Source organism: Pseudomonas sp. O230 (assembly GCF_045447035.1).
GTDB lineage: Bacteria > Pseudomonadota > Gammaproteobacteria > Pseudomonadales > Pseudomonadaceae > Aquipseudomonas.
Window position 1 is genome coordinate 180,864 of the sequence record NZ_JBJGXN010000004.1, and the last position, 21,442, is coordinate 202,305.

Consider the following 21,442-nt stretch of genomic DNA (forward strand, 5'->3'; position numbering starts at 1 on the left):
GCGCCGAATGCATTTCTGGAGTCGCCACAATCGGCGCCAGAGGCATGAAAACAATGATATTCAGGACGTAATTTTTGAACACAGCGTTAATTGTCCCAAGCCTGCGCCGCACCACGGCGATGGCGGTGGAATCCAGCCACGAACTCAGCGTGGGTAAACCGTGAGCGTCTCCTTAAGCCGTCTAGAGCGTCAGCTCGGCTACACCTTCAAAGATCAGGAACTGATGGTCCTGGCCCTGACTCACCGCAGTTTTGCCGGGCGCAACAACGAACGCCTGGAATTCCTCGGTGATGCCATCCTCAACTTCGTCGCTGGCGAGGCGCTGTTCGATCGCTTCCCGCTGGCGCGCGAAGGCCAGTTGTCGCGTTTGCGCGCACGTCTGGTGAAAGGTGAGACTCTGGCTGTACTGGCCCGCGGTTTCGATCTGGGCGAGTACTTGCGTCTGGGTTCCGGCGAGTTGAAAAGCGGCGGTTTCCGTCGCGAGTCGATTCTGGCCGATGCCCTGGAAGCGTTGATTGGTGCGATTTACCTGGACGCCGGCATGGACATGGCGCGTGAGCGCGTACTGGCCTGGCTGGCCGGCGAGTTCGAAGGCCTGACACTGGTCGACACCAACAAAGATCCAAAAACCCGCCTGCAGGAATTCCTGCAGTCCCGTGGTTGTGAGCTGCCGCGTTACGAAGTGGTGGATATCCAGGGTGAGCCGCATTGCCGGACGTTCTTCGTCGAATGTGAAATCACCTTACTGAATGAAAAAAGCCGAGGTCAGGGTGTGAGTCGTCGTATTGCCGAACAGGTAGCGGCCGCCGCAGCACTGATTGCCCTGGGTGTGGAGAATGGCAATGACTGATTCAACCGCAACACGCTGTGGCTATGTTGCCATCGTCGGCCGTCCCAACGTGGGCAAGTCCACGCTGCTGAACCACATTTTGGGTCAGAAGCTGGCGATCACCTCGCGCAAGCCGCAGACCACCCGTCACAACATGCTGGGCATCAAGACCGAAGGCGCGATCCAGGCCGTCTACGTCGATACCCCGGGCATGCACAAGGGTGGCGAGAAAGCCCTGAACCGCTACATGAACAAAACCGCTTCGGCGGCGTTGAAAGACGTCGACGTGGTGATCTTCGTGGTTGATCGCACCAAGTGGACCGACGAAGACCAGATGGTCCTGGAGCGCGTCCAGTACGTGACCGGCCCGCTGATCGTGGCGCTGAACAAGACCGACCGCATCGAAGACAAAGCCGAGCTGATGCCGCACCTGAGCTGGTTGCAGGAACAGCTGCCGAACGCGCAGATCATGCCGATCTCGGCCCAGCACGGGCACAACCTTGAAGCGCTGGAGCGGGTGATTGCCGGTTACCTGCCTGAAAACGAGCACTTCTTCCCGGAAGACCAGATCACCGACCGCAGCAGCCGCTTCCTCGCCGCAGAACTGGTACGCGAGAAAATCATGCGCCAGATGGGCGCCGAGCTGCCGTACCAGATCACCGTCGAAATCGAAGAGTTCAAGCAGCAGGGGAAAACCCTGCACATCCATGCGTTGATCCTCGTCGAACGTGATGGCCAGAAGAAGATCATCATTGGCGACAAGGGCGAGCGCATCAAACGCATCGGCACCGAGGCGCGCAAGGACATGGAGTTGCTGTTCGACTCCAAGATCATGCTCAACCTCTGGGTGAAAGTGAAAGGCGGCTGGTCCGACGACGAACGCGCGCTGCGTTCGTTGGGTTACGGCGACCTGTAAAACTCGGATTTCTGCTACACCGATGAACCCCTGTGGGAGCGGGCTTGCTCGCGAATAGGATGTAACATTCAGCATTGATGTTGACTGTTACACCGCTTTCGCGAGCAAGCCCGCTCCCACATTGGTTTAGGGCTGTTTGTAAAACTGCGCTCCCTCATTGAGAACTGCGACGCCCATGTCCCAAACCCCGCCCCCCGGCCAACTCGCCTACGTCCTCCACTCCCGCGCTTACCGCGAAAACAGCGCGTTGGTGGACTTCCTCACGCCGCAAGGTCGGCTGCGGGCGGTGTTGCGCAGTGCGCGGGGCAAGGCCGGGACGCTGGCGCGGCCGTTCGTGCCGTTGGAGGTCGAATTTCGGGGGCGTGGTGAGTTGAAGAATGTCGGGCGCATGGAAAGCGCCGGCATTTCCACCTGGCTCAACGGTGAGGCGCTGTTCAGCGGCCTTTATCTGAATGAGTTGCTGATTCGCCTGCTGCCGGCAGAAGATCCTCATCCGGCAGTCTTCGATCACTACGCCGCAACCTTGCTCGCGTTGGCCGAAGGCCGTCCGCTGGAACCGTTGCTGCGCTCCTTCGAATGGCGCCTGCTCGACGATCTCGGGTACGGCTTCGCGCTGTCCACCGACATCCATGGCGAGCCCATCGCGCCGGACGGCCTTTACCGTTTGCAAGTCGATGCAGGTCTGGAGCAGGTCTATCTGTTGCAACCCGGTCTGTTCAACGGCACTGAACTGCTGGCCATGGCTGACGCCGACTGGTCAGCTCCCGGTGCGCTGTCCGCCGCCAAGCGTCTGATGCGCCAGGCGCTGGCCGTTCACCTGGGCGGTCGCCCCCTCGTCAGTCGCGAGTTGTTTCGCAAGCCCTGATCACCCCGTATGCTGTGCACCGAACTTTCCCCTCTTCAGGAGCGCTTCCGTGACCACCAGCAATCGCATTCTTCTTGGCGTGAACATCGACCACGTTGCCACCCTGCGCCAGGCCCGGGGCACTCGCTATCCCGATCCGGTCAAGGCTGCACTGGACGCGGAAGAGGCGGGCGCTGACGGCATCACCGTGCACCTGCGTGAAGACCGGCGGCACATCCAGGAGCGCGATGTTCTGTTGCTCAAGGATGTGCTGCAAACCCGCATGAACTTCGAGATGGGCGTCACCGAAGAAATGATGGCGTTCGCCGAGCGCATCCGTCCGGCACACATTTGCCTGGTGCCGGAAACCCGTCAGGAGCTGACCACCGAAGGTGGCCTGGACGTGGCGGGGCAGGAAGCGCGGATCAAGGCTGCGGTGGAGCGCCTGGCGAAGATCGGTTGCGAAGTATCGCTGTTCATCGATGCAGACGAGCGTCAGATCGAAGCATCCCGTCGTGTCGGTGCCCCGGCGATTGAATTGCACACCGGCCGTTATGCCGATGCCGAGACGCCGACCGAAGTGGCTGAAGAACTCAAGCGTGTCGCCGATGGTGTGGCGTTTGGCCTGGCGCAAGGGCTGATCGTCAACGCGGGCCACGGTTTGCACTATCACAACGTAGAGGCGGTCGCGGCGATCAAAGGCATCAACGAATTGAACATCGGCCATGCGCTGGTGGCGCATGCGTTGTTTGTCGGGTTCAAGTCGGCGGTGTCTGAAATGAAGGCGTTGATTCTGGCAGCTGCGTTGAAGGGCTAAGACCGAGGCGCTGCCATCGCGGGCAAGCCACGCTCCCACGGGTTTCGCGTCGAATACACGATTGTGGTTCAACACGGTACCTGTGGGAGCGGGCTTGCCCGCGATAGCGTCATTGAAAACGGCGTAGATCTAAAGCTGCGGGGTTTCCTGGCTCGGCTTGGTCTTGTCGACCCCCGGCACATGCAGATTGCCCTCGGCAACCTGATTGCCTTCAAGCTGTGGCTGCGTTACCCACGTCAGGATGTCGTAGTAACGACGGATGTTCGCCACAAAATGCACCGGCTCGCCACCCCGGGCGTAGCCGTAACGGGTTTTGCTGTACCACTTCTTTTCCGACAGGCGCGGCAGGATCTTCTTCACGTCCAGCCACTTGTCCGGGTTCAACCCTTCCTTGGCCGCCAGTTTGCGCGCGTCATCCAGGTGACCGCTGCCGACGTTGTAGGCCGCCAGTGCAAACCAGGTGCGATCCGGCTCCTGGATCGATTCATCCAGTTGATCCTTCATGTAGGCCAGGTACTTGGCGCCCCCCATGATGCTCTGTTTCGGATCGAGGCGATTGGACACGCCCATGGCCTGCGCGGTGTTCTGGGTCAGCATCATCAGGCCGCGTACGCCGGTCTTCGACGTGACGGCCGCTTGCCACAGGGACTCCTGATAACCGACCGCCGCCAGCAGGCGCCAGTCGACTTTCTCTTTCTTGGCGTAGGTTTTGAAGTGTTGTTCGTACTTGGGCAGCCGTTGCTGCAAGTGCTGGGCGAAGGTGGTGGCGCCCATGTAGCCGAGCACATCGACGTGGCCGTAATAACGGTCCTTCAGGCGTTGCAGAGTGCCGTTCTTCTTCACCTTGTCGAGGTAGGCGTTGATCTCGTTGAGCAGGCTGTTGTCGTCGCCGGCGGCCACGGCCCAGCTTTGATCGCTGGCGTCACCGAGGTCGAAGGCGACCCGAATGTTGCTGAAATAGACCTGGTTCATCGCCACTTCGTTGGAGTCAACCAGGGTCAGATCGATCTGGCCTTCATCGACCATGCGCAGCAGGTCGACGACTTCAACCGCGTCGGACTCTTCGTATTCAATGCCGGGAAATTTCTGCTTCAGCTCCGCCAGTTGCCCGGCGTGGGTGCTGCCCTTGAGCACCATGATCTTCTTGCCGACCAGATCCTTTGCATCGGTCGGCCGCGACTGGCCGTTGCGGTAGATGATCTGCGGGGTGACTTCCAGATAGGAGTGGGAGAACCGCACCTGCTGCTTGCGCGCTTCGCTGCTGACCAGACCGGCCGCTGCGATGACCGGGCCGTTGGGCTTGCCCACCTGGTTGAACAGGTCGTCGAGGTTGTCGGCGGTTTCGATCTTGAGTTCGACCCCCAGATCGTCGGCGAAGCGTTTCACCAGCTCGTATTCGAAGCCGGTTTCACCGTTGCGATCCTGAAAGTAGGTGGCGGGGCTGTTTCGGGTAACCACCCGCAGCACGCCATCCTCCTTTACGCGCTCCAGCGTGTTGGGTTTATCAACACAGCCACTGAGCATCAGGAAGAGTCCGGTTGCGATCAGCCATTTGGCGTACCGCGGACGCAAAGCCGTTGGGGAAAACATCTGCGCAGTATACGCAAAGGACCACGAGCGCCATATCTCGACAGCGAAGGCCTTGTCTGCTAGAGAGCGAAAAACCGCTCTGGAGCCCACAGGAATGGGCCCGAACTGCATTTTGTGACACAAAAAATAACACCTGGCTGACCGCTGTTTCGGCTCCGAATACCCGGCCCGACGTCCGGGTGACGCCGCCCGTACCGTTTCGGGTGATGTCGCGGGCGGTTTAGGCTAGAATGCACGGCCTCAAAGCACACCCCTTCCCGAGGCTGTCCCGAAGATGTTGATCCTGCGCGGCGCTCCTGCCCTTTCTGCCTTTCGCCACAGCAAACTCCTTGAGCAACTGAGCCAGAAGGTTTCGGCTGTCAGCGGCCTGTATGCTGAATTCGCTCACTTCGCCGAAGTTACCGGCGTCCTGACCGGCGACGAACAGCAGGTGCTCGCGCGCCTTCTGAAGTACGGTCCAAGCGTTCCGGTTCAAGAACCGACCGGTCGCCTGTTCCTGGTGTTGCCGCGTTTCGGCACCATCTCGCCGTGGTCCAGCAAGGCCAGCGACATCGCTCGCAACTGCGGCCTGAGCAAGATCCAGCGCCTGGAGCGCGGCATCGCGTTCTACGTCGCCGGTCAGTTCAGCGACGTTGAAGCCCAGCAGATTGCTGATGTGCTGCACGACCGTATGACCCAGATCGTCCTCGGTAACCTCGAACAGGCCGCCGGCCTGTTCAGCCATGCAGAGCCGAAGCCGCTGACCGCGATCGACGTGCTGGGTGGCGGCCGCGCCGCGCTGGAAAAAGCCAACACCGAGCTGGGCCTGGCCCTGGCCGAAGACGAGATCGATTACCTGGTCAACGCCTTCGTCGGCTTGAAGCGCAACCCGCACGACATCGAACTGATGATGTTCGCCCAGGCGAACTCCGAGCACTGCCGTCACAAGATCTTCAACGCCAGTTGGGACATCGACGGCCAGAGCCAGGAAAAAAGCCTGTTCGGCATGATCAAGAACACCTACGTGATGCACAGCGAAGGCGTGCTGTCGGCTTATAAGGACAACGCTTCGGTGATCGTCGGCAACGTCGCCGGCCGTTTCTTTCCGGACCCTGAAACCCGCCAGTACGGTGCGGTGCAGGAACCGGTGCACATCCTGATGAAAGTCGAGACGCACAACCACCCGACCGCGATTGCCCCGTTCCCGGGTGCGTCCACCGGTTCCGGTGGCGAGATTCGCGACGAAGGCGCTACCGGTCGTGGCGCCAAGCCAAAGGCTGGCCTGACCGGTTTCACCGTTTCCAACCTGCAAATCCCGGGCTTCGAACAGCCGTGGGAAGTGCCGTACGGCAAGCCAGAGCGCATCGTTACTGCGCTGGACATCATGATCGAAGGCCCACTGGGTGGCGCCGCGTTCAACAACGAATTCGGTCGTCCGGCCCTGACCGGTTATTTCCGTACCTTCGAACAGTCGATCACCACCCCGCGTGGCGACGAAGTTCGCGGTTACCACAAGCCGATCATGCTGGCGGGCGGCATGGGTAACATCCGTGCCGAACACGTACAGAAAGCCGAAATCACCGTCGGCTCCAAGCTGATCGTCCTCGGCGGCCCGGCGATGTTGATCGGTCTGGGTGGCGGCGCCGCTTCCTCCATGGCCACCGGCACCAGCTCGGCTGACCTGGACTTTGCTTCGGTACAGCGCGAAAACCCGGAGATGGAACGTCGCTGCCAGGAAGTCATCGACCGTTGCTGGCAGTTGGGTGACAAGAACCCGATCAGCTTCATCCACGACGTCGGCGCGGGCGGTCTGTCCAACGCCTTCCCGGAACTGGTGAACGACGGCAACCGTGGCGGTCGCTTCGAACTGCGCAACATTCCAAACGACGAGCCGGGCATGGCCCCGCACGAAATCTGGAGTAACGAATCCCAGGAACGTTACGTTCTGGCAGTTGGCCCAGCTGACTTCGAGCGCTTCCAGGCGATCTGCGAACGTGAGCGTTGCCCGTTTGCCGTGGTCGGCGAAGCCACTGCCGAGCCGCAACTGACGGTCACCGACAGCCACTTCGGCAACAGCCCGGTGGACATGCCGCTGGAAGTGCTGCTGGGCAAAGCGCCGCGCATGCACCGTTCGGCCGTTCGTGAAAACGAACTGGGCGACGATTTCGATCCGTCGACACTTGAGATTGCAGACTGCGTCGAACGCGTTCTGCATCACCCGGCCGTGGCGAGCAAAAGCTTCCTGATCACCATCGGCGACCGCACCATCACCGGCCTCGTGGCCCGTGACCAGATGGTCGGCCCGTGGCAGGTTCCGGTGGCCGACGTTGCCGTCACCGCCACCAGCTTCGACGTCTACACCGGTGAAGCGATGGCCATGGGCGAGCGCACTCCGCTGGCTTTGCTGGACGCTCCGGCGTCGGGCCGCATGGCCATCGGTGAAACCCTGACCAACATCGCCGCGTCGCGCATCAACAAGATTTCTGACATTAAGTTGTCGGCGAACTGGATGTCGGCTGCCGGTCACCCGGGCGAAGACGCGCGCCTGTACGACACCGTGAAAGCAGTCGGCATGGAATTGTGCCCGGACCTGGGGATCACCATTCCGGTGGGCAAGGACTCCATGTCCATGGCCACGCGCTGGAACGACGAAGGCGTCGACAAGACCGTGACTTCGCCGATGTCCCTGATCGTGACCGGTTTCGCGCCAGTGGCTGACATCCGTCAGACCCTGACCCCGGAACTGCGCATGGACAAGGGCACCACCGACCTGATCCTGATCGATCTGGGCCGTGGCCAGAACCGCATGGGCGCCTCGATCCTCGCTCAGGTTCACGGCAAGCTCGGCTCGCAAGCGCCGGACGTCGATGATGCCGAAGACCTCAAAGCCTTCTTCGCTGTGATCCAGGGCCTCAACGCCGACGGTCACCTGCTGGCGTACCACGACCGTTCCGACGGTGGTTTGCTGACCAGCGTCGTCGAAATGGCCTTCGCCGGTCACTGCGGTCTGAGCCTGAACCTCGACGGTCTGGCGGAAACTTCCGCCGACATCGCCGCGATCCTGTTCAACGAAGAACTGGGTGCTGTGATCCAGGTTCGTCAGGACGCCACGCCGGACATCCTCGCGCAGTTCAGCGCCGCCGGTCTGGGCGACTGCGTGTCGGTGATCGGTCAGCCGATGAACAACGGCCAGATCAACATCACCTTCAACGGCGAAACCGTGTTCGAAGGTCAGCGTCGTCTGCTGCAACGTACCTGGGCTGAAACCAGCTACCAGATCCAGCGTCTGCGTGATAACGCCGACTGCGCCGAGCAAGAGTTCGACGTGTTGCTGGAAGAAGATAACCCGGGCCTGAGCGTCAAGCTGAGCTTCGACGTCAACCAGGACGTTGCCGCGCCTTACATCAAGAAAAACATCCGCCCACAGGTTGCCGTACTGCGTGAGCAGGGCGTCAACGGCCAGGTTGAGATGGCTGCAGCGTTCGACCGCGCCGGTTTCAACGCAATCGACGTGCACATGAGCGACATTCTGGCCGGCCGTGTCGACCTGAACGAGTTCAAAGGTCTGGTCGCTTGCGGCGGTTTCTCCTACGGTGACGTACTGGGTGCCGGCGAAGGCTGGGCCAAGTCCGCACTGTTCAACAGCCGTGCTCGCGATGCGTTCCAGGGTTTCTTCGAACGTAACGACAGTTTCACCCTCGGCGTGTGCAACGGTTGCCAGATGATGTCCAACCTGCACGAGTTGATCCCGGGCAGCGAGTTCTGGCCGCACTTCGTGCGTAACCGTTCCGAGCAGTTCGAAGCCCGCGTGGCGATGGTTCAGGTTCAGGAGTCGAACTCGATCTTCCTGCAAGGCATGGCCGGTTCGCGCATGCCGATCGCCATCGCTCACGGTGAAGGTCACGCGGAGTTCTCCAGCGAAGAAGCGTTGCTGGAAGCCGATCTGTCCGGTTGCGTGGCGATGCGTTTCGTCGACAACCACGGCAAGGTCACCGAAAACTACCCGGCCAACCCGAACGGTTCGCCGCGCGGGATCACCGGTTTGACCAGCCGCGACGGTCGCGTGACGATCATGATGCCGCACCCGGAACGTGTGTTCCGCGCCGTGCAGAACTCGTGGCGTTCGGAAGACTGGAACGAAGACGCGCCATGGATGCGCATGTTCCGTAACGCTCGCGTGTGGGTGAACTAAGCGCCGTGTACAAGCTCAGCTTTTTTGTTCCGGCCAGCCATGTCGAGGTGGTCAAAAGCGCTGTATTCGCTGCCGGTGGCGGACGGATCGGTGCTTACGATCACTGCGCATGGCAGGTGTTGGGCCTGGGTCAGTTTCGCCCATTGGATGGCAGTCAGCCGTTCATTGGCGAAGCAGGGCAGGTCGAACAGGTTGAGGAATGGAAAGTTGAGCTGGTGGTGGCGGATGAGTTGATCCGGTCGGTGGTGGCCGCTTTGAAACAGAGCCATCCCTACGAGACACCGGCTTATGAAGTGTGGCGGTTGGAGGTTTTTTGATCCGCTGGCCGCTGTATTGAAAAACCCGCCAAGGCGGGTTTTTTGTTGCCCGCCATTTGTCGAACCTGCACGTAACCCCCTGTAGGAGCTGGCTTGCCAGCGATGGCGTCCTGGCAGCCAGCATCAACGTTGAATGCTGAACCGCAATCGCCGGCAAGCCAGCTCCTACAGGGAATTGCAGACCCACAAAAAAAGGCGACCCCCTCGCGGGAGTCGCCTTCGTTTTAACCGCCGCTAAAACTTACTCGGACAGTTTGTACGCAATCACATAGTCACCCTGTTTGGTGCCCAGCGAACCGTGACCGCCCGCCACGACCAGCACGTATTGCTTGCCGTCCTTGCCGGTGTAAGTCATCGGTGTGGTTTGCGCGCCGGCCGGCAGGCGACCTTCCCACAGTTGCTTGCCGTTTTTCACGTCGTAGGCGCGCAGGTACTGGTCGAGGGTGCCGCTCAGGAAGCCGACGCCACCCGCGGTGGTGAACGTGCCGCCCAGGCTAGGCACGCCCATGCTCAGCGGAATCGGAACCGGCGAACTGTCGCGCACGGTGCCGTTCTTGTGCTTCCACAGGACTTTGGCGGTGGTCAGATCGATCGCCGCCACATAGCCCCACGCCGGCGCCTGGCACGGCAGGCCCATTGGCGACAGCAGCGCTTCGAGGACTACACCATACGGCGCGCCTTTGTTCGGCTGCACGCCTTCGGTTTCGCTTTTGCGCGGGCCTTGGGCCGCGATTTCGGCGGCCGGGATCATTTTCGATTTGAACGCCATGTAGCTCGGGTTCACGAAAGCGATCTGACGCACCGGGTCAACCGAGAAACCGCCCCAGTCGAACACACCGAAGTTGCCGGGGTAAACGATCGAACCCTGCAGCGACGGCGGGGTGAACGGGCCGTCGTAGCGCATGGATTTGAAGTCGATCCGGCAGATCAGTTGATCGAACGGGGTGACGCCCCACATGTCGCGCTCTTGCAGCGGCGGCGGCATCAGGTTGAGGTCGGATTTCGGTTGGGTCGGCGAGGTGTGATCACCTTCGACAGCGCCCTGAGGCACCGGCACTTCGTTGATCGGCACGATCGGTTGGCCAGTGCTGCGATCCAGCACGTAGATGCTGCCTTGCTTGGTGGACGCCAGGACCGCCGGCTTCACGCCGTCAGCGGTTTTCAGGTCCATCAGGGTTGGCTGTCCACCGACGTCCATGTCCCACAGGTCGTGGTGGGTGAACTGCATGTGCCAGCGCACGTGCCCGGTGGCGATGTCGAGGGCCGTCAGGCCGGCGGCGTGCAGTTCCGATTCCGGCGTGCGTGCGCCACCGAACTGGTCCGGTGTCTGGTTGCCCATCGGCAGGTACAGCATGCCGAGTTTTTCGTCGACGGCGAACATCGACCACATATTCGGCGAGTTGCGGGTGTAGACCTTGCCTTCAGCAATCGGCGTGGTGTCGTCCGGGTTGCCGCTGTCCCAGTTCCACACCAGTTTGCCGGTGTGCACGTCGAACGCGCGGATCACGCCGCTCGGCTCGTCGGTGGAAACGTTATCGGTGACGTGGCCGCCAATCACCACCAGGTCCTTGGTGACCGCTGGAGGCGAGGTGGAGTAGTAACCGCCGGCGTTGAAACCGCCGATGTTGGCACTCAGGTCGACCTGGCCTTTGTTGCCGAAGTCTTCGCACATCTTGCCGGTGTCGGCGTTCAGGGCGATCAGACGGGTGTCGGCGGTCGGCAGGAAGATCCGGCGCGGGCAAGCGCTGGCGACAGGCGCGCTGGCGCTGCCGGTCGGGCTTTGCTCGGAGGCGTAAGCCGCGTCATCGTGATACGACACACCACGGCAGGTCATGTGCGCCCAACCCTTGAAGTTCGCCGCATTCTGCGTGGAGAGTTTCGGATCGAAACGCCAGATTTCCTTGCCGGTGTCCGGGTCCAGCGCGATCACCTGGCTGTGCGGCGTGCACACGTAGAGCATGCCGTTGACTTTCAGCGGGGTGTTTTCAGCGGTGGTTTCACCCGGATCGTTCGGCCCCGGCAGGTCGCCGGTGCGATAGGTCCAGGCCGGAACGAGCTTGTTCACGTTCTGCGGGGTGATCTGTGCCAGTGGCGAGTAGCGATCACCGTGGGCGCTGCGGCCGTAGGAGTTCCAGTCACCGTCGGGCATGGCCGGGGCGGTGTTGGTCATGCCCGGCACGCTGTCGCGGTCCAGTTGGCCTTTGATTTCACCGGGGTTGGTGAATTGGCTGGCCAGAGCAGCAACGCCCGCCAGCACCACGGCTACGCTCAGCGCGCCGGTGCCTTTCGGTGCAGCGCCTTCACGCAGCAGCGGACGGCGGAACCACGGCAGCAGCATGACAATACCCAGTGCGAACAACATCGCCAGGCGCGGCACCAATTGCCACCAGTCCAGGCCGACTTCCCACAGGGCCCAGACGGTACTGGCGAACAGGACCAAGGCGTACAGCCCCAAGGCTGCGCGGCGGGCAAGAAGCAGCAGCACGCCGGTCAGTGCCAGGCCGATACCGGCCAGCAGGTAATACAGCGAGCCGCCGAGCATGCTCAGCTTGATCCCGCCGGCCAGCATGGCCAGGCCCATTAGCAGAAGCAGAATGCCGAGCAGGGTCGGCAATAGACGGCTTCGACTCAAAGCACCATCAGTGCTCATAGTGTGGTTCTCCGTGACGTTTCAAGTAGTCCCGCGCAAGTTCACTGTAGATGACGATCTGGCGCGGGCATGGTTCAGATAAAAACTGTTTGGTTGATGCGATCCCTGTAGGAGCCGGCTTGCCGGCGATGGCGCTGTGTCAGTCGACATCTGTGCTGGCTGATCCACCGCCATCGCCGGCAAGCTTGCTCCTACAGGGTTTTGTGGCGTTGGTTAGAACGAGGACTGGATCTTGATCCCGCCAATCAGCGCGTCATCGACCTTGTCCACGCCACCGGGGTGGCGGATGTATTGCAGGTTCGGGCGCACGGTCAGCCAGTTCGTGACGTGCACGCCGTAATAGAGTTCGGCGCTGTATTCGGTGTCCTGCGGCGGCAGGAAGCTCGGATCGTCAAAGTCGTAGACCGCATGGGCCTGATTGCTCGCCTCGGCGTTCTTGCGGTACGCCGGATTGACATGAACCCGGGCCATCGCGAGACCGATGTCATCCTTGGACCGTGCATCGAACAAACCTTTGTAGACGACGCCGGCCTGGACATAGTTGTCGATGGCGTTGGTCTTCTTGTCGTGCATCGTGCCGTTGGCGAACACGCTCAGGCCACGGGAGTGGTCACTGGCACGACTGGTGAGTTGCTGTTGCACGCCGAGCCACACGCCGTGCTTGCTCGATGCGCTGCGGTAGGCCTCGCCACTCAGGGCGGCGGGCTGACCATTGCGGTCCTTGTAGGCATCGGTGGCGTTGGCGTTGCTGTAGTAATAACCGGCGCGGTATTCGCCCGGCAGGCCATTGAGCTTCGGCGTCCAGACCAGTTCCACCGGCAAAATCGCACCTTGGGTGCCACTGCCGCTGAGCTTGAAACCGTTGCCGCGATCGAGGTTCGACGGGTTCTGCTCATACGCGCCGACTTGCGCGTACAGCTCTGGTGTCAGGTGATATTTGACCCGCATCGCCCATTGGCTGACCGGCCAGTTGTACCAGATGCCGCCGACCCAGTTGCCGACCTGCGAGCCGCAGAACGCCAGGTTCTGGAAGTCGCAGGGGAAGCTGTTGAAGTCTTCGCCTTCACCGAAACGGCCGACCTTGATGTCGAGTTTCCGGTCGAAGAATTTCTGCTGATACCACATCTGCGTCAGGCGCCAGGTTTGCCCGCGACCCCAGACTTCTTGCGCTGAAGTGAAACCGCCGACCCGTGGATCATTGATCCGGTCGTTGCTGATGTTGTTGCCGTTGCGCTCGGTGATGGTTAGCTGGAATTCAGCGTCGTCCCAACCGAGGATCTTCTGCAGATCGAGATGCGTACCGAGGCCGAACTGATCGCTGTAGCGCGCGGTGCGGTCATGGTCGTAGCCGCCGTGCAGGTTGCTGCCCATTTCACCGGTGTAATCGACTTTGAAGTCGTAGCCTTTTTCCGAAAGTTCGGTGCGCGTGCCGTTCCAGTCGCCGAGCATCCACGGCGATTCGCTGTCGAAGGCCGGGGCGGCCTGAACGCAGGTGGCGAGGCCCAACGCGGTGAATCCGCTGATCAGGTTCAGGGCTTTTCGGTTGGCAACAGCGGCTAAGACAGCGCTGTCTCGCGATGATTGAAGATAAGGCATAGAGAGGGAATTCTTGGTCTTTTTCTGGGGAATGAACTGAAAGCAGCAAGGATGGAGCGATGAGCGGAAGCGTTTCAGCTTGTCGGGCGCAAGGATAATGTTCTGTTACAAATAGAGAAAGACCTTTTCCTGACATGAATTCTTTCGGATTTGGTAACAGTCAGCACACAAGTCGGGAGATGGGTGAAATCACTGTAGGAGCTGGCTTGCCAGCGATAGCGGCGTATCAGTCACCATCGTCGTTGCCCATGAAATTGCCCTCGCTGGCAAGCCAGCTCCTACAGGGGATCGCGTGATCCCGTAGATAAGCGATCGCATTCAAATGTTTTGTTCCGTTTCGCCTACATTCAACAGATAGCGCACAGAACCCTTCCACCCGAACACCCCCTCGGCTAAGGTGCGCGGCTTCCAATTCATCTCTCGCGTGAAGGCCCGGCATGACCGAACAGAACAACAACCCGCTGCACGGCGTGACGCTGGAGCAAATCCTCAACGCGCTGGTTGAACATTACGAATGGTCGGGGCTGGCCGAGCGCATTGACATCCGCTGCTTCAAGAGTGATCCGAGCATCAAGTCGAGCCTGACCTTCCTGCGTAAAACCCCGTGGGCGCGGGAGAAAGTTGAACGCTTGTACGTCAAGTTGATGCGCACCAAGCGACCGCTCTGAACATGGTCAGCCAGTCTGCCGCGAGGCGTCGTTTTGTCGCGGTGGCGGCGCTGCTCGGCTGGGCGGGATTGAGCATTCAGCTGTACCTGATTTTCTATTCGCGCTGGGCGCTGGGCGCCAGTCTGCTGGGTGGGCTGGTGAGTTTTTTCAGCTATTTCACCGTGCTCAGCAACACGTTGGTGGCCACTGTGCTGACCTGCGCACTGACGTCCCGCGAATCGGCAGCGCGACGCTGGTTTTTGCAGCCGTGGGTGAGCAGCGGGATTGCCGTGAGCATTACCTTGGTCGGCCTCGCCTACAACGTCCTGTTGCGCCATCTGTGGCATCCCGAAGGCTGGCAATGGCTGGCCGATGAACTGCTGCACGACGTCATGCCGCTGCTGTTTCTGGCCTGGTGGTGGGTGTGCGTGCCCAAAGGCACCTTGGGTCTGCGGCACATCGCGCTGTGGGTGATTTACCCGTTGGTGTACTTCGCGTATGCCCTGCTGCGCGGGCATCTGCTGGCGACTTATCCGTACCCGTTCATTGATGTCGACACGCTGGGTTATCCACAGGTGTTTGTGAATGCCGGCGGATTGTTGGCGGGGTTTGTGCTGATTGCCTTGCTGGTGATCGCGTTGGATCGTCGTCGAGGCTGATCACCGTAATTCTGAAAAACCCGGACCTGCAGGAGCCGGCTTGCCGGCGATGGCGTCCTTGAGATCAATGCAAGATTCAACGGCCCCATCGCCAGCAAGCTGGCTCCTACAGGTCTGCGTTGTTATTCCTCGTCGCTGTCGTCCAGCCGCCAATAGCCGACGGCTTTGACCAACTGATCGTTCAGCCCGTGCTCGTCCAGCAGCACCCGACGAATCTGCCGCGATACTTTGCTCTCGGTCGCCACCCACGTGTACAGATGGCCGGCGGGCACCTGTAATTCCTTCACCGTGGTCAGCAGATTGTTCTTGCCGCCGTCGCGCAACATCCAGATCACATGGACCTGCGCCGGGCTTTCGAGCTTCTGCTGTTCCGCGCCGTTCTCCACTTCAATGATCACCAGCGCCCGGCGATTGGCTGCCAGACCTTCCAGACGCCGCGCAATTGCGGGGATCGCCGTCTCATCACCGATCAGCAGATAGCTGTCGAACATGTCCGGCACGATCATCGAACCGCGCGGCCCGCCGATGTGCAGGAACTGCCCTGGTGTGGCCTGTTCGGCCCAGGTCGAAGCGGGGCCGTCGCCGTGCAACACGAAGTCGATGTCCAGTTCCAGGGTGTCGAGGTCGTAGCGACGTGGCGTGTAATCGCGCATGGCCGGCATCGGGCCGTTGTCCTTGCCGGCACCGAGCACCAGGGTTTCCAGCGCCGCGTGTTCTGCGGCGTTCTGCGGGAACAGCAATTTGACGTGGTCGTCGGTGCCGAGGCTGATAAAACCTGCCAGTTCAGGGCCGCCCAGGGTAATCCGGCGCATGCGCGGGGTCAGGTCAACCACGCGCATCACTTGCAGGCGACGGCGTTTGATTTCATGCATGACACGGTGAATGGTGTGCTCGATCACTTCAGTCATTCAGCTTTCTCCGCAGCGGGTTGAACGAAGGGGCCATCGACGATGGCTTTGGCGGTGTCGTTGAGCAGGGCGGCGACCCGAATGATTTCTTCCGCGCTCCAGCGACCGTGGTGCAGTTGCAGCGCATGACGCAGGTTATGCACCGCTTCGTGGATCTCGGGCGGCCGGTCATGGCCGCGCAACGAGCGCTTGCTGACATCGATGCGCATCCGCACGCCATCCAGTGCAACCGCTTGCTCACTTAAAGACAGACGACCGGCGTCGGTCACGCTGTAGCGTTTTTTTCCGCCTTCGGCATCGCCCTGGATCATTTCGCTTTCTTCCAGAAAGGTCAGGGTCGGGTAGATCACGCCGGGGCTGGGGCTGTAGGCGCCGTCGAACATGCCTTCGATCTGGCGGATCAAATCGTAGCCGTGGCAGGGCTGTTCGGCGATCAGTGCCAGCAGCAGCAATTTCAGATCGCCGGGGGCAAACACCCGTGGGCCGCGGCCGCCGCGTTCGCGACCGGGGCGTTTCTCGAAGCCGTCGCGGCCGTCGCCGTGTTCGCGGTGGGGGGAATGATGGTCTCTCATTTTTCCTTCTCTCTGTCGTGTTTAGATACAACTTAAGATATATCTTACCGAGAAGGCAAGCGAACAGGACCGACGGTCGCCTGGATGTAGGACGGTCTGACGGCTGAATGCGGAGGACTCTTATTTAGAGTAATTAAACTAATGTAGGCAGTTGTGAGTGTGTTCACACTGGCTGGATGAAATAAGTAGTATAGATCTTACAGAAGTTGTAACTGAATCTATCTGTATGATTTTTTATTTAATACTGTAGGTAGTATTTTTCTTACGTCTAGATAGTAGAAATCGTATTTTTAATATTTTTTCCTCATGGTTGTGGGCTGTTTTAACTACAAGTTAATCGGATTTATCCTACTTACTTTATCGAGCTGTTGATTGATCATGCCCCGGCGTCGAAAGTGGGGCCAAATAGCCATCGTTCGTAGCTGGTATTAGCTCCTTTGAAAGCTTTCTACGGTTCAATCCTATGAATAAAACAGGTACTTGATAATGTTCAAAAAGTTTGCAATCGCCGTTCCGATGACCCTCCTGGCCCTGAGTTCTTCGATGGCGTTCGCTGCGGAAGAATCGCGCAGCACCATCAACATTACTGCTGAAATTCCGAGCTCGATCTTTCATGCCTAGCCTGTAAACCCGGAGTTTGGTAAAGACGAGAAAATGAGTTACCGCGTCCTTGACGGAACCCTGGCAGATATCGTTGGCCAGTACGATATCAAGCACAGCGAGGGCCCGGTGCACGCCTACGTCGAAGGCGGTCCGCAACCCTTGTTCAACGGTTCTGTGGCGAAAAACATTACCCTGACTTATACCTTCAATGGAAAGGAATTGACCGGTACCAGTCAGGAAGTGGTAAGTGATACCGAAGCCACTGCCGGCATGCGTGCGGATCTGCGTATTTCCGCAACCAAACCCACTGCCACTCAGGTCGGCAGCTACTCCGCCAATCCGGTCGTGATTTTCGATGCCGTGCCCCGCACTTAAGCCTTGATCCAAGGCTCGTCCTTATTTGATGACCTGACCGATCGGCAGACGATTTTTTGTCTGTCGATCGGCCTACATATTTATCCATAGAGTATTTCGTTCATGTTCCCGATGACTCCCATCGCGGCGGCGCTTGCACTTTTTTTTTGTGCAACGGCCTTGGCCGCACCCACGGAAAACGGAACTACACCGAGAAGTTTGCTGGCGCAGGCCAAGGGGCTGCCGAGCGAGTTTGAAGAACACTTCTTTGAGGTGCCGCTGGCGGTGCGGGTGGAACTTGACCAACAGTTTCTCGGTGAGGCGATGGTCGTGTTAACCCGCGACGACCGCATCACCCTCGTCGACTTCACTGATGTCAGCGACAGCACGATCAAGCCCAGTGAACGCGACATCTGGGCCAACTATCTGAAACAAGGCGTGGCGCTGGGCGACTGCAAGGCGAAATGCCCCGAGCAGCTATTGGCCGTGCACTACAGCCTGGAAAACTCGCTGCTGTCGATCCTCACGGAAAACGCCGAGCGCGACAATCAGGAGCAGCGTTATTACAACCAGCCCGAAGGCGGCAGCACCGGGTTGATCGTGCGCAACCAGCTGAACCTCAACGGTGGCCAAAACCAGGACCTGGGCGGGCGATATGGTCTTGAAGCCAGCAGCAGCCTCGGTAACTGGACTCAAGCGGTGAACCTGCAATTGTCGCGACTGGGCGGTGTGGATAACCAGACCTATCACGCCGTGCATGAGCTTTATACCCAGCGTGAACTGGAAGGCAACTTTGTGCGCCTGGGCTATTTCACCCCCACCTCCGAAGGGCTGACCCGCCAGCCACGCTCCTTCGGCGCCAGCCCGGACACCGCAGTGGGTGTCATGTACGGCAGCTCCGACAGCCTGGCCATCAACAACCCGAAACCGTCGGTCTACCCGATCTACGTCACGGCCAATCGCCAGGGTTCGGTGGAAATCTATCGCGACGGTTTGCTGATCAACACGCAGGCGATGCCGGCCGGTTTGCAGACCCTCGACACGCGACCCTTGCCCGGCGGCATCTATGAAGTGGAAGTGCGCCTGATCGAAGACGGCAAGATCACCTCCAGCACCCAGGAGCTGGTCTACAAACCGAACAACTGGCGCAATCATGACGAGCGCTGGCGCTACAACCTGTTCGCCGGGCGTGAATCCAAATTGCTCAGCAACTGGGACGATCAGAACGACGGCGACCTGACGACCGGTGCCGCCTTCAACTTTCTGCTGCACCCGCGCGTCATCCTCGGCCTGTCGGGTCGACAGGTGAAAGACGCCCTGCAATACGGCACCTCGGTCGATTGGGCCATCGTCAACAATGCCAGCGTCTACGCCAACGTCTACAAAACCGAGGACTACGGCACCGGCCTCGATGTGCAGGGCCTTTATTCCTACGGCAACGGCAGCATCGTCGCCAGTCACAATCGCAGCTGGCTCGACACAACCCGGCTCTACGACACGCTGCCGGACGGCACGCGTGTGCGACAGCGCAACGTATTTATCGGCCAGACCAGCAACTCGTCGATGTCGGTGAACCATCGGCTCACCACCAAAAGTTCGGTCAATGCCCGGGTGTCTCATAGCGAAGGCAACACCGAAGGGGTCGGCGTCGATCTGGGTTGGAGCCAGCGCAGCCGATTGTTCGGCAGCGACGCCAACTGGCGCTTGTCGCTGTTCGACAGACCGGGCAGTTTCAGCTCCGGCAATGACCGCAATCGTGGTGTCGACCTGAGCGTCAACATTGCCCTGGGCGGTCCGGGCGAACAGATCTCCGGCAGCATCGGCACCCGTACCGCTCGCGACGGCGGGCGCGATAACAATGCCTCGATCACCTACCGCAAAGATTTGCAGGATCACCTGCTGCAAAGCGTTTCCGCCACGGCCATCACCGACACCTATGGCATCGGCATGAACGCGATGGCGACGATGCAATCGGACCTGGCCAACGCCGACGGTTTTATCCAGCGTTCCTCTTACAACAACGACTTAACCGGTGGCCTGAACCTCGACAGCACCGTCGCGGTCGGTGGGCAAAAAATGGTCGTGACCAGCCAGTCCCAACGCAACGGTGCGGGCATGATCATCGATGTCGAGTCGGACATCGATGACATCGCCCTGCGTGCCGACGATTTGAGCGGCGGCAGCGCAATCCTCAAGCCCGGGCGCAATTTCGTGCCGATCACCGCCTACAAAAGCAGCTCGGTCAGTTTCGACTTCGAGGGCAATCACGTTCCGGCCGCGACCATCCAGCCGGCCCGCTCCAGCTATCACCTGAACAAGGGCGGCGTGGACTACCGCAAGATCACCATCAGCAAAACCCTCACCGTGCTCGGCCGCTTGATCGACCCCCAGGGCAAACCGCTCAAGGGCCACCACATCATCAACCACGCCAGCCGTGGGGTCAGTGAAGTGGACGGGTTCTTCTCGATGGAAATGAAGGCCGGCTCGCCGACCCTGGAAGTGCGGTATGGCGATCAGTTGCTGTGCCAGTTCCGCCTCGACCCGAGTGGTGCGCGCCGTGAGAACGATGTGTTGATGATTGGGGATTTGCGGTGTACGCCGGATACGTTGGCGGATGTAACTTATAAAGCCGAGAGCGCTGGTTAAACTATGAATGGCTTGGATGGAATTAAACGAGTATTTAAAATAAGTGCGGTGTGTGCCTTGCTGTCGGGTCTGTTGATACCCGTGGTTGCCGTGGCGGATGTGGTGGAGATTAGTGCGGAGTTCGTACCTGATCCTTCGAATCCAGCATTTAACAGTTTCAAAAATACCACGCCGCCTAGTGGGTTCTGCGCGATACAACCGTTTTGGTGTAATGTAAATAAAGTATTTAGTATTCAAAGTAATATTACTGCCGAATCTAAAGATCCCATTCTGGCTAATCATGCGCTGCGTCAGGGGCCAATGTTTCAGATTCCAGCGCAGTGGCGTGATCTGGAAGTATTCCATGAAGGCGGTATCGAATCAGCAACCGTCCAGCTCCGTGTCGTGAGTATAGGCGCGAACTACCTTCTGAACCCCTCTGTGAGGGAGTTGATTGGAAGGCCTGAGGTGTCTCTTTCAAAGGCGCATGGACTTTTATGGGGAGGGCGCGAGACAGATTACTCTATTGGTCAATGGAGCAGTCCACCTCGTCCTTGCCGCTCGACAATCAATGTGCACTATTATGAGAACACTTGGGGCAGTTTCTACTGGACGGTTCCGGACGGGCAAGCATGTGGAAAAACAGCGGCTTTTGATATTCCCAGCTTCGCTTATTCAAGGCTGGACTTGATGTATGAGCTTGTGACACCCAGTCCACTGAAAATGAAGGCGGGTATTTACACTGGAAGAGTACGCTATGGCGTTGGCCCGATGATGGACTTTGACTTGGGGGACGTTATGGTGCCCAGTGATAACGAACTGGTCTTTAACTTCACTCTGAAGGTTGATCATATATTCAAGGTCGAGATCCCCCCGGGTGGCAACACCGTCGTCCTGCTGCCACAAGGTGGCTGGCAGGCTTGGATGAACCAAGGTCGCAAACCTACGCGATTGTTCCGTGATCAAACCTTCAATATCTGGACCTCTACGCCATTCAAGATGAGCCTGGAGTGCGAGCATTACGCGGCCAATAGTACCTGCGCGTTACAGGACGATAAAAATAATCAAGTGCCGGTGGATGTCTCGGTGAGTTTGCCCAGTGGTTTAAGCGACGCAGAACGGCAATCGGTGAGCCGGCGCCGATTGCGGGTAGATGGCGTCGGGACGGAAAACTTCGAACCCGCTCTTTACGTTGATCGCAAGCCCGGAACCTTGCACTTCGAAGTGAGTAAAGGGGCTGTGGAAGAAATGCTGACGCGAGACAGTCGTCACTATTCTGGCGATATCACCGTTATTTGGGATTCGGAAATTTAGTTAGCACGTTGGCGGTCGCGCCTGATGCTT

At 59.5% G+C, this 21,442-nt stretch carries 15 protein-coding genes and 1 pseudogene; 11 read left to right on the forward strand and 5 right to left on the reverse strand.

Features of this window, described 5'->3' with window-relative positions:
* Positions 1–160 precede the first annotated feature (160 nt).
* The 4 genes from rnc (at position 161) to pdxJ (ending at position 3,406) form a co-directional block, all read left to right on the forward strand.
* Entirely contained in the window at positions 161–850 is a 690-nt protein-coding gene (gene rnc, locus ACI77H_RS09770; RefSeq protein WP_010463056.1) for a ribonuclease III, read from the forward strand.
* Complete coding sequence (era, locus tag ACI77H_RS09775; RefSeq protein WP_123405550.1) at positions 843–1,745, forward strand: GTPase Era; 903 nt, start codon at positions 843–845, stop codon at positions 1,743–1,745. The genes rnc and era overlap by 8 nt, the downstream gene beginning before the upstream one ends.
* A 175-nt stretch (positions 1,746–1,920) precedes the next feature.
* The gene (gene recO, locus ACI77H_RS09780; protein WP_407011721.1) at positions 1,921–2,610 is read left to right on the forward strand and encodes a DNA repair protein RecO; all 690 of its coding nucleotides are present in this window, start codon (positions 1,921–1,923) and stop codon (positions 2,608–2,610) included.
* A 49-nt stretch (positions 2,611–2,659) separates the two neighbouring features.
* On the forward strand, positions 2,660–3,406 hold the full coding sequence (pdxJ, locus tag ACI77H_RS09785; protein WP_407011722.1) for a pyridoxine 5'-phosphate synthase: 747 nt from the start codon (positions 2,660–2,662) through the stop codon (positions 3,404–3,406).
* Between the two features lie 129 nt (positions 3,407–3,535).
* On the opposite strand, the gene mltF is transcribed toward pdxJ, so the two are convergent.
* Positions 3,536–4,996 (reverse strand): membrane-bound lytic murein transglycosylase MltF, encoded by a 1,461-nt coding sequence (mltF, locus tag ACI77H_RS09790; RefSeq protein ID WP_407011723.1) that lies wholly within the window; start codon positions 4,994–4,996, stop codon positions 3,536–3,538.
* A 274-nt stretch (positions 4,997–5,270) separates the two neighbouring features.
* Between mltF and purL the strand changes: the two genes are divergently transcribed.
* Both purL and ACI77H_RS09800 read left to right on the forward strand, forming a co-directional pair.
* Positions 5,271–9,167 (forward strand): phosphoribosylformylglycinamidine synthase, encoded by a 3,897-nt coding sequence (gene purL, locus ACI77H_RS09795; RefSeq protein WP_407011724.1) that lies wholly within the window; start codon positions 5,271–5,273, stop codon positions 9,165–9,167.
* 5 nt (positions 9,168–9,172) lie between these two features.
* Positions 9,173–9,484, forward strand: a complete 312-nt coding sequence (locus tag ACI77H_RS09800; protein ID WP_407011725.1) for an NGG1p interacting factor NIF3 — start codon at positions 9,173–9,175, stop codon at positions 9,482–9,484.
* Between the two features lie 241 nt (positions 9,485–9,725).
* On the opposite strand, the gene ACI77H_RS09805 is transcribed toward ACI77H_RS09800, so the two are convergent.
* Both ACI77H_RS09805 and ACI77H_RS09810 read right to left on the reverse strand, forming a co-directional pair.
* Entirely contained in the window at positions 9,726–12,134 is a 2,409-nt protein-coding gene (locus ACI77H_RS09805) for a glucose/quinate/shikimate family membrane-bound PQQ-dependent dehydrogenase (protein WP_407011726.1), read from the reverse strand.
* Between the two features lie 213 nt (positions 12,135–12,347).
* Positions 12,348–13,730: a carbohydrate porin gene (locus tag ACI77H_RS09810; protein ID WP_407011727.1), complete on the reverse strand. Its 1,383-nt coding sequence runs from the start codon at positions 13,728–13,730 to the stop codon at positions 12,348–12,350.
* 437 nt (positions 13,731–14,167) lie between these two features.
* Between ACI77H_RS09810 and ACI77H_RS09815 the strand changes: the two genes are divergently transcribed.
* Both ACI77H_RS09815 and ACI77H_RS09820 read left to right on the forward strand, forming a co-directional pair.
* Positions 14,168–14,398 (forward strand): VF530 family DNA-binding protein, encoded by a 231-nt coding sequence (locus tag ACI77H_RS09815; RefSeq protein WP_007903672.1) that lies wholly within the window; start codon positions 14,168–14,170, stop codon positions 14,396–14,398.
* Positions 14,399–14,400: 2 nt separating this feature from the next.
* Positions 14,401–15,036 carry a Pr6Pr family membrane protein gene (locus ACI77H_RS09820; RefSeq protein WP_407011728.1) on the forward strand — a complete coding sequence of 212 codons (636 nt, stop codon included), beginning with the start codon at positions 14,401–14,403 and terminating at the stop codon, positions 15,034–15,036.
* A 122-nt stretch (positions 15,037–15,158) separates the two neighbouring features.
* Here ACI77H_RS09820 and ACI77H_RS09825 read toward each other — a convergent pair whose 3' ends face one another.
* Together ACI77H_RS09825 and ACI77H_RS09830 are read right to left on the reverse strand one after the other, a co-directional pair.
* Positions 15,159–15,944: a siderophore-interacting protein gene (locus tag ACI77H_RS09825; RefSeq protein WP_407011729.1), complete on the reverse strand. Its 786-nt coding sequence runs from the start codon at positions 15,942–15,944 to the stop codon at positions 15,159–15,161.
* Positions 15,941–16,516 (reverse strand): PadR family transcriptional regulator, encoded by a 576-nt coding sequence (locus ACI77H_RS09830; RefSeq protein WP_407011730.1) that lies wholly within the window; start codon positions 16,514–16,516, stop codon positions 15,941–15,943. Before ACI77H_RS09830 ends, ACI77H_RS09825 begins: the two co-directional genes overlap by 4 nt.
* A 486-nt stretch (positions 16,517–17,002) precedes the next feature.
* Between ACI77H_RS09830 and ACI77H_RS09835 the strand changes: the two are divergent.
* The 3 genes and pseudogenes from ACI77H_RS09835 (at position 17,003) to ACI77H_RS09845 (ending at position 21,412) form a co-directional block, all read left to right on the forward strand.
* Positions 17,003–17,494: pseudogene (locus ACI77H_RS09835) on the forward strand (CS1 type fimbrial major subunit).
* 102 nt (positions 17,495–17,596) lie between these two features.
* A complete protein-coding gene (locus tag ACI77H_RS09840) occupies positions 17,597–20,119 on the forward strand; it encodes a TcfC E-set like domain-containing protein (RefSeq protein WP_407011731.1) in 2,523 nt (840 codons plus the stop codon).
* Positions 20,120–20,122: 3 nt separating this feature from the next.
* The gene (locus ACI77H_RS09845; protein WP_407011732.1) at positions 20,123–21,412 is read left to right on the forward strand and encodes a hypothetical protein; all 1,290 of its coding nucleotides are present in this window, start codon (positions 20,123–20,125) and stop codon (positions 21,410–21,412) included.
* Positions 21,413–21,442: the final 30 nt, after the last annotated feature.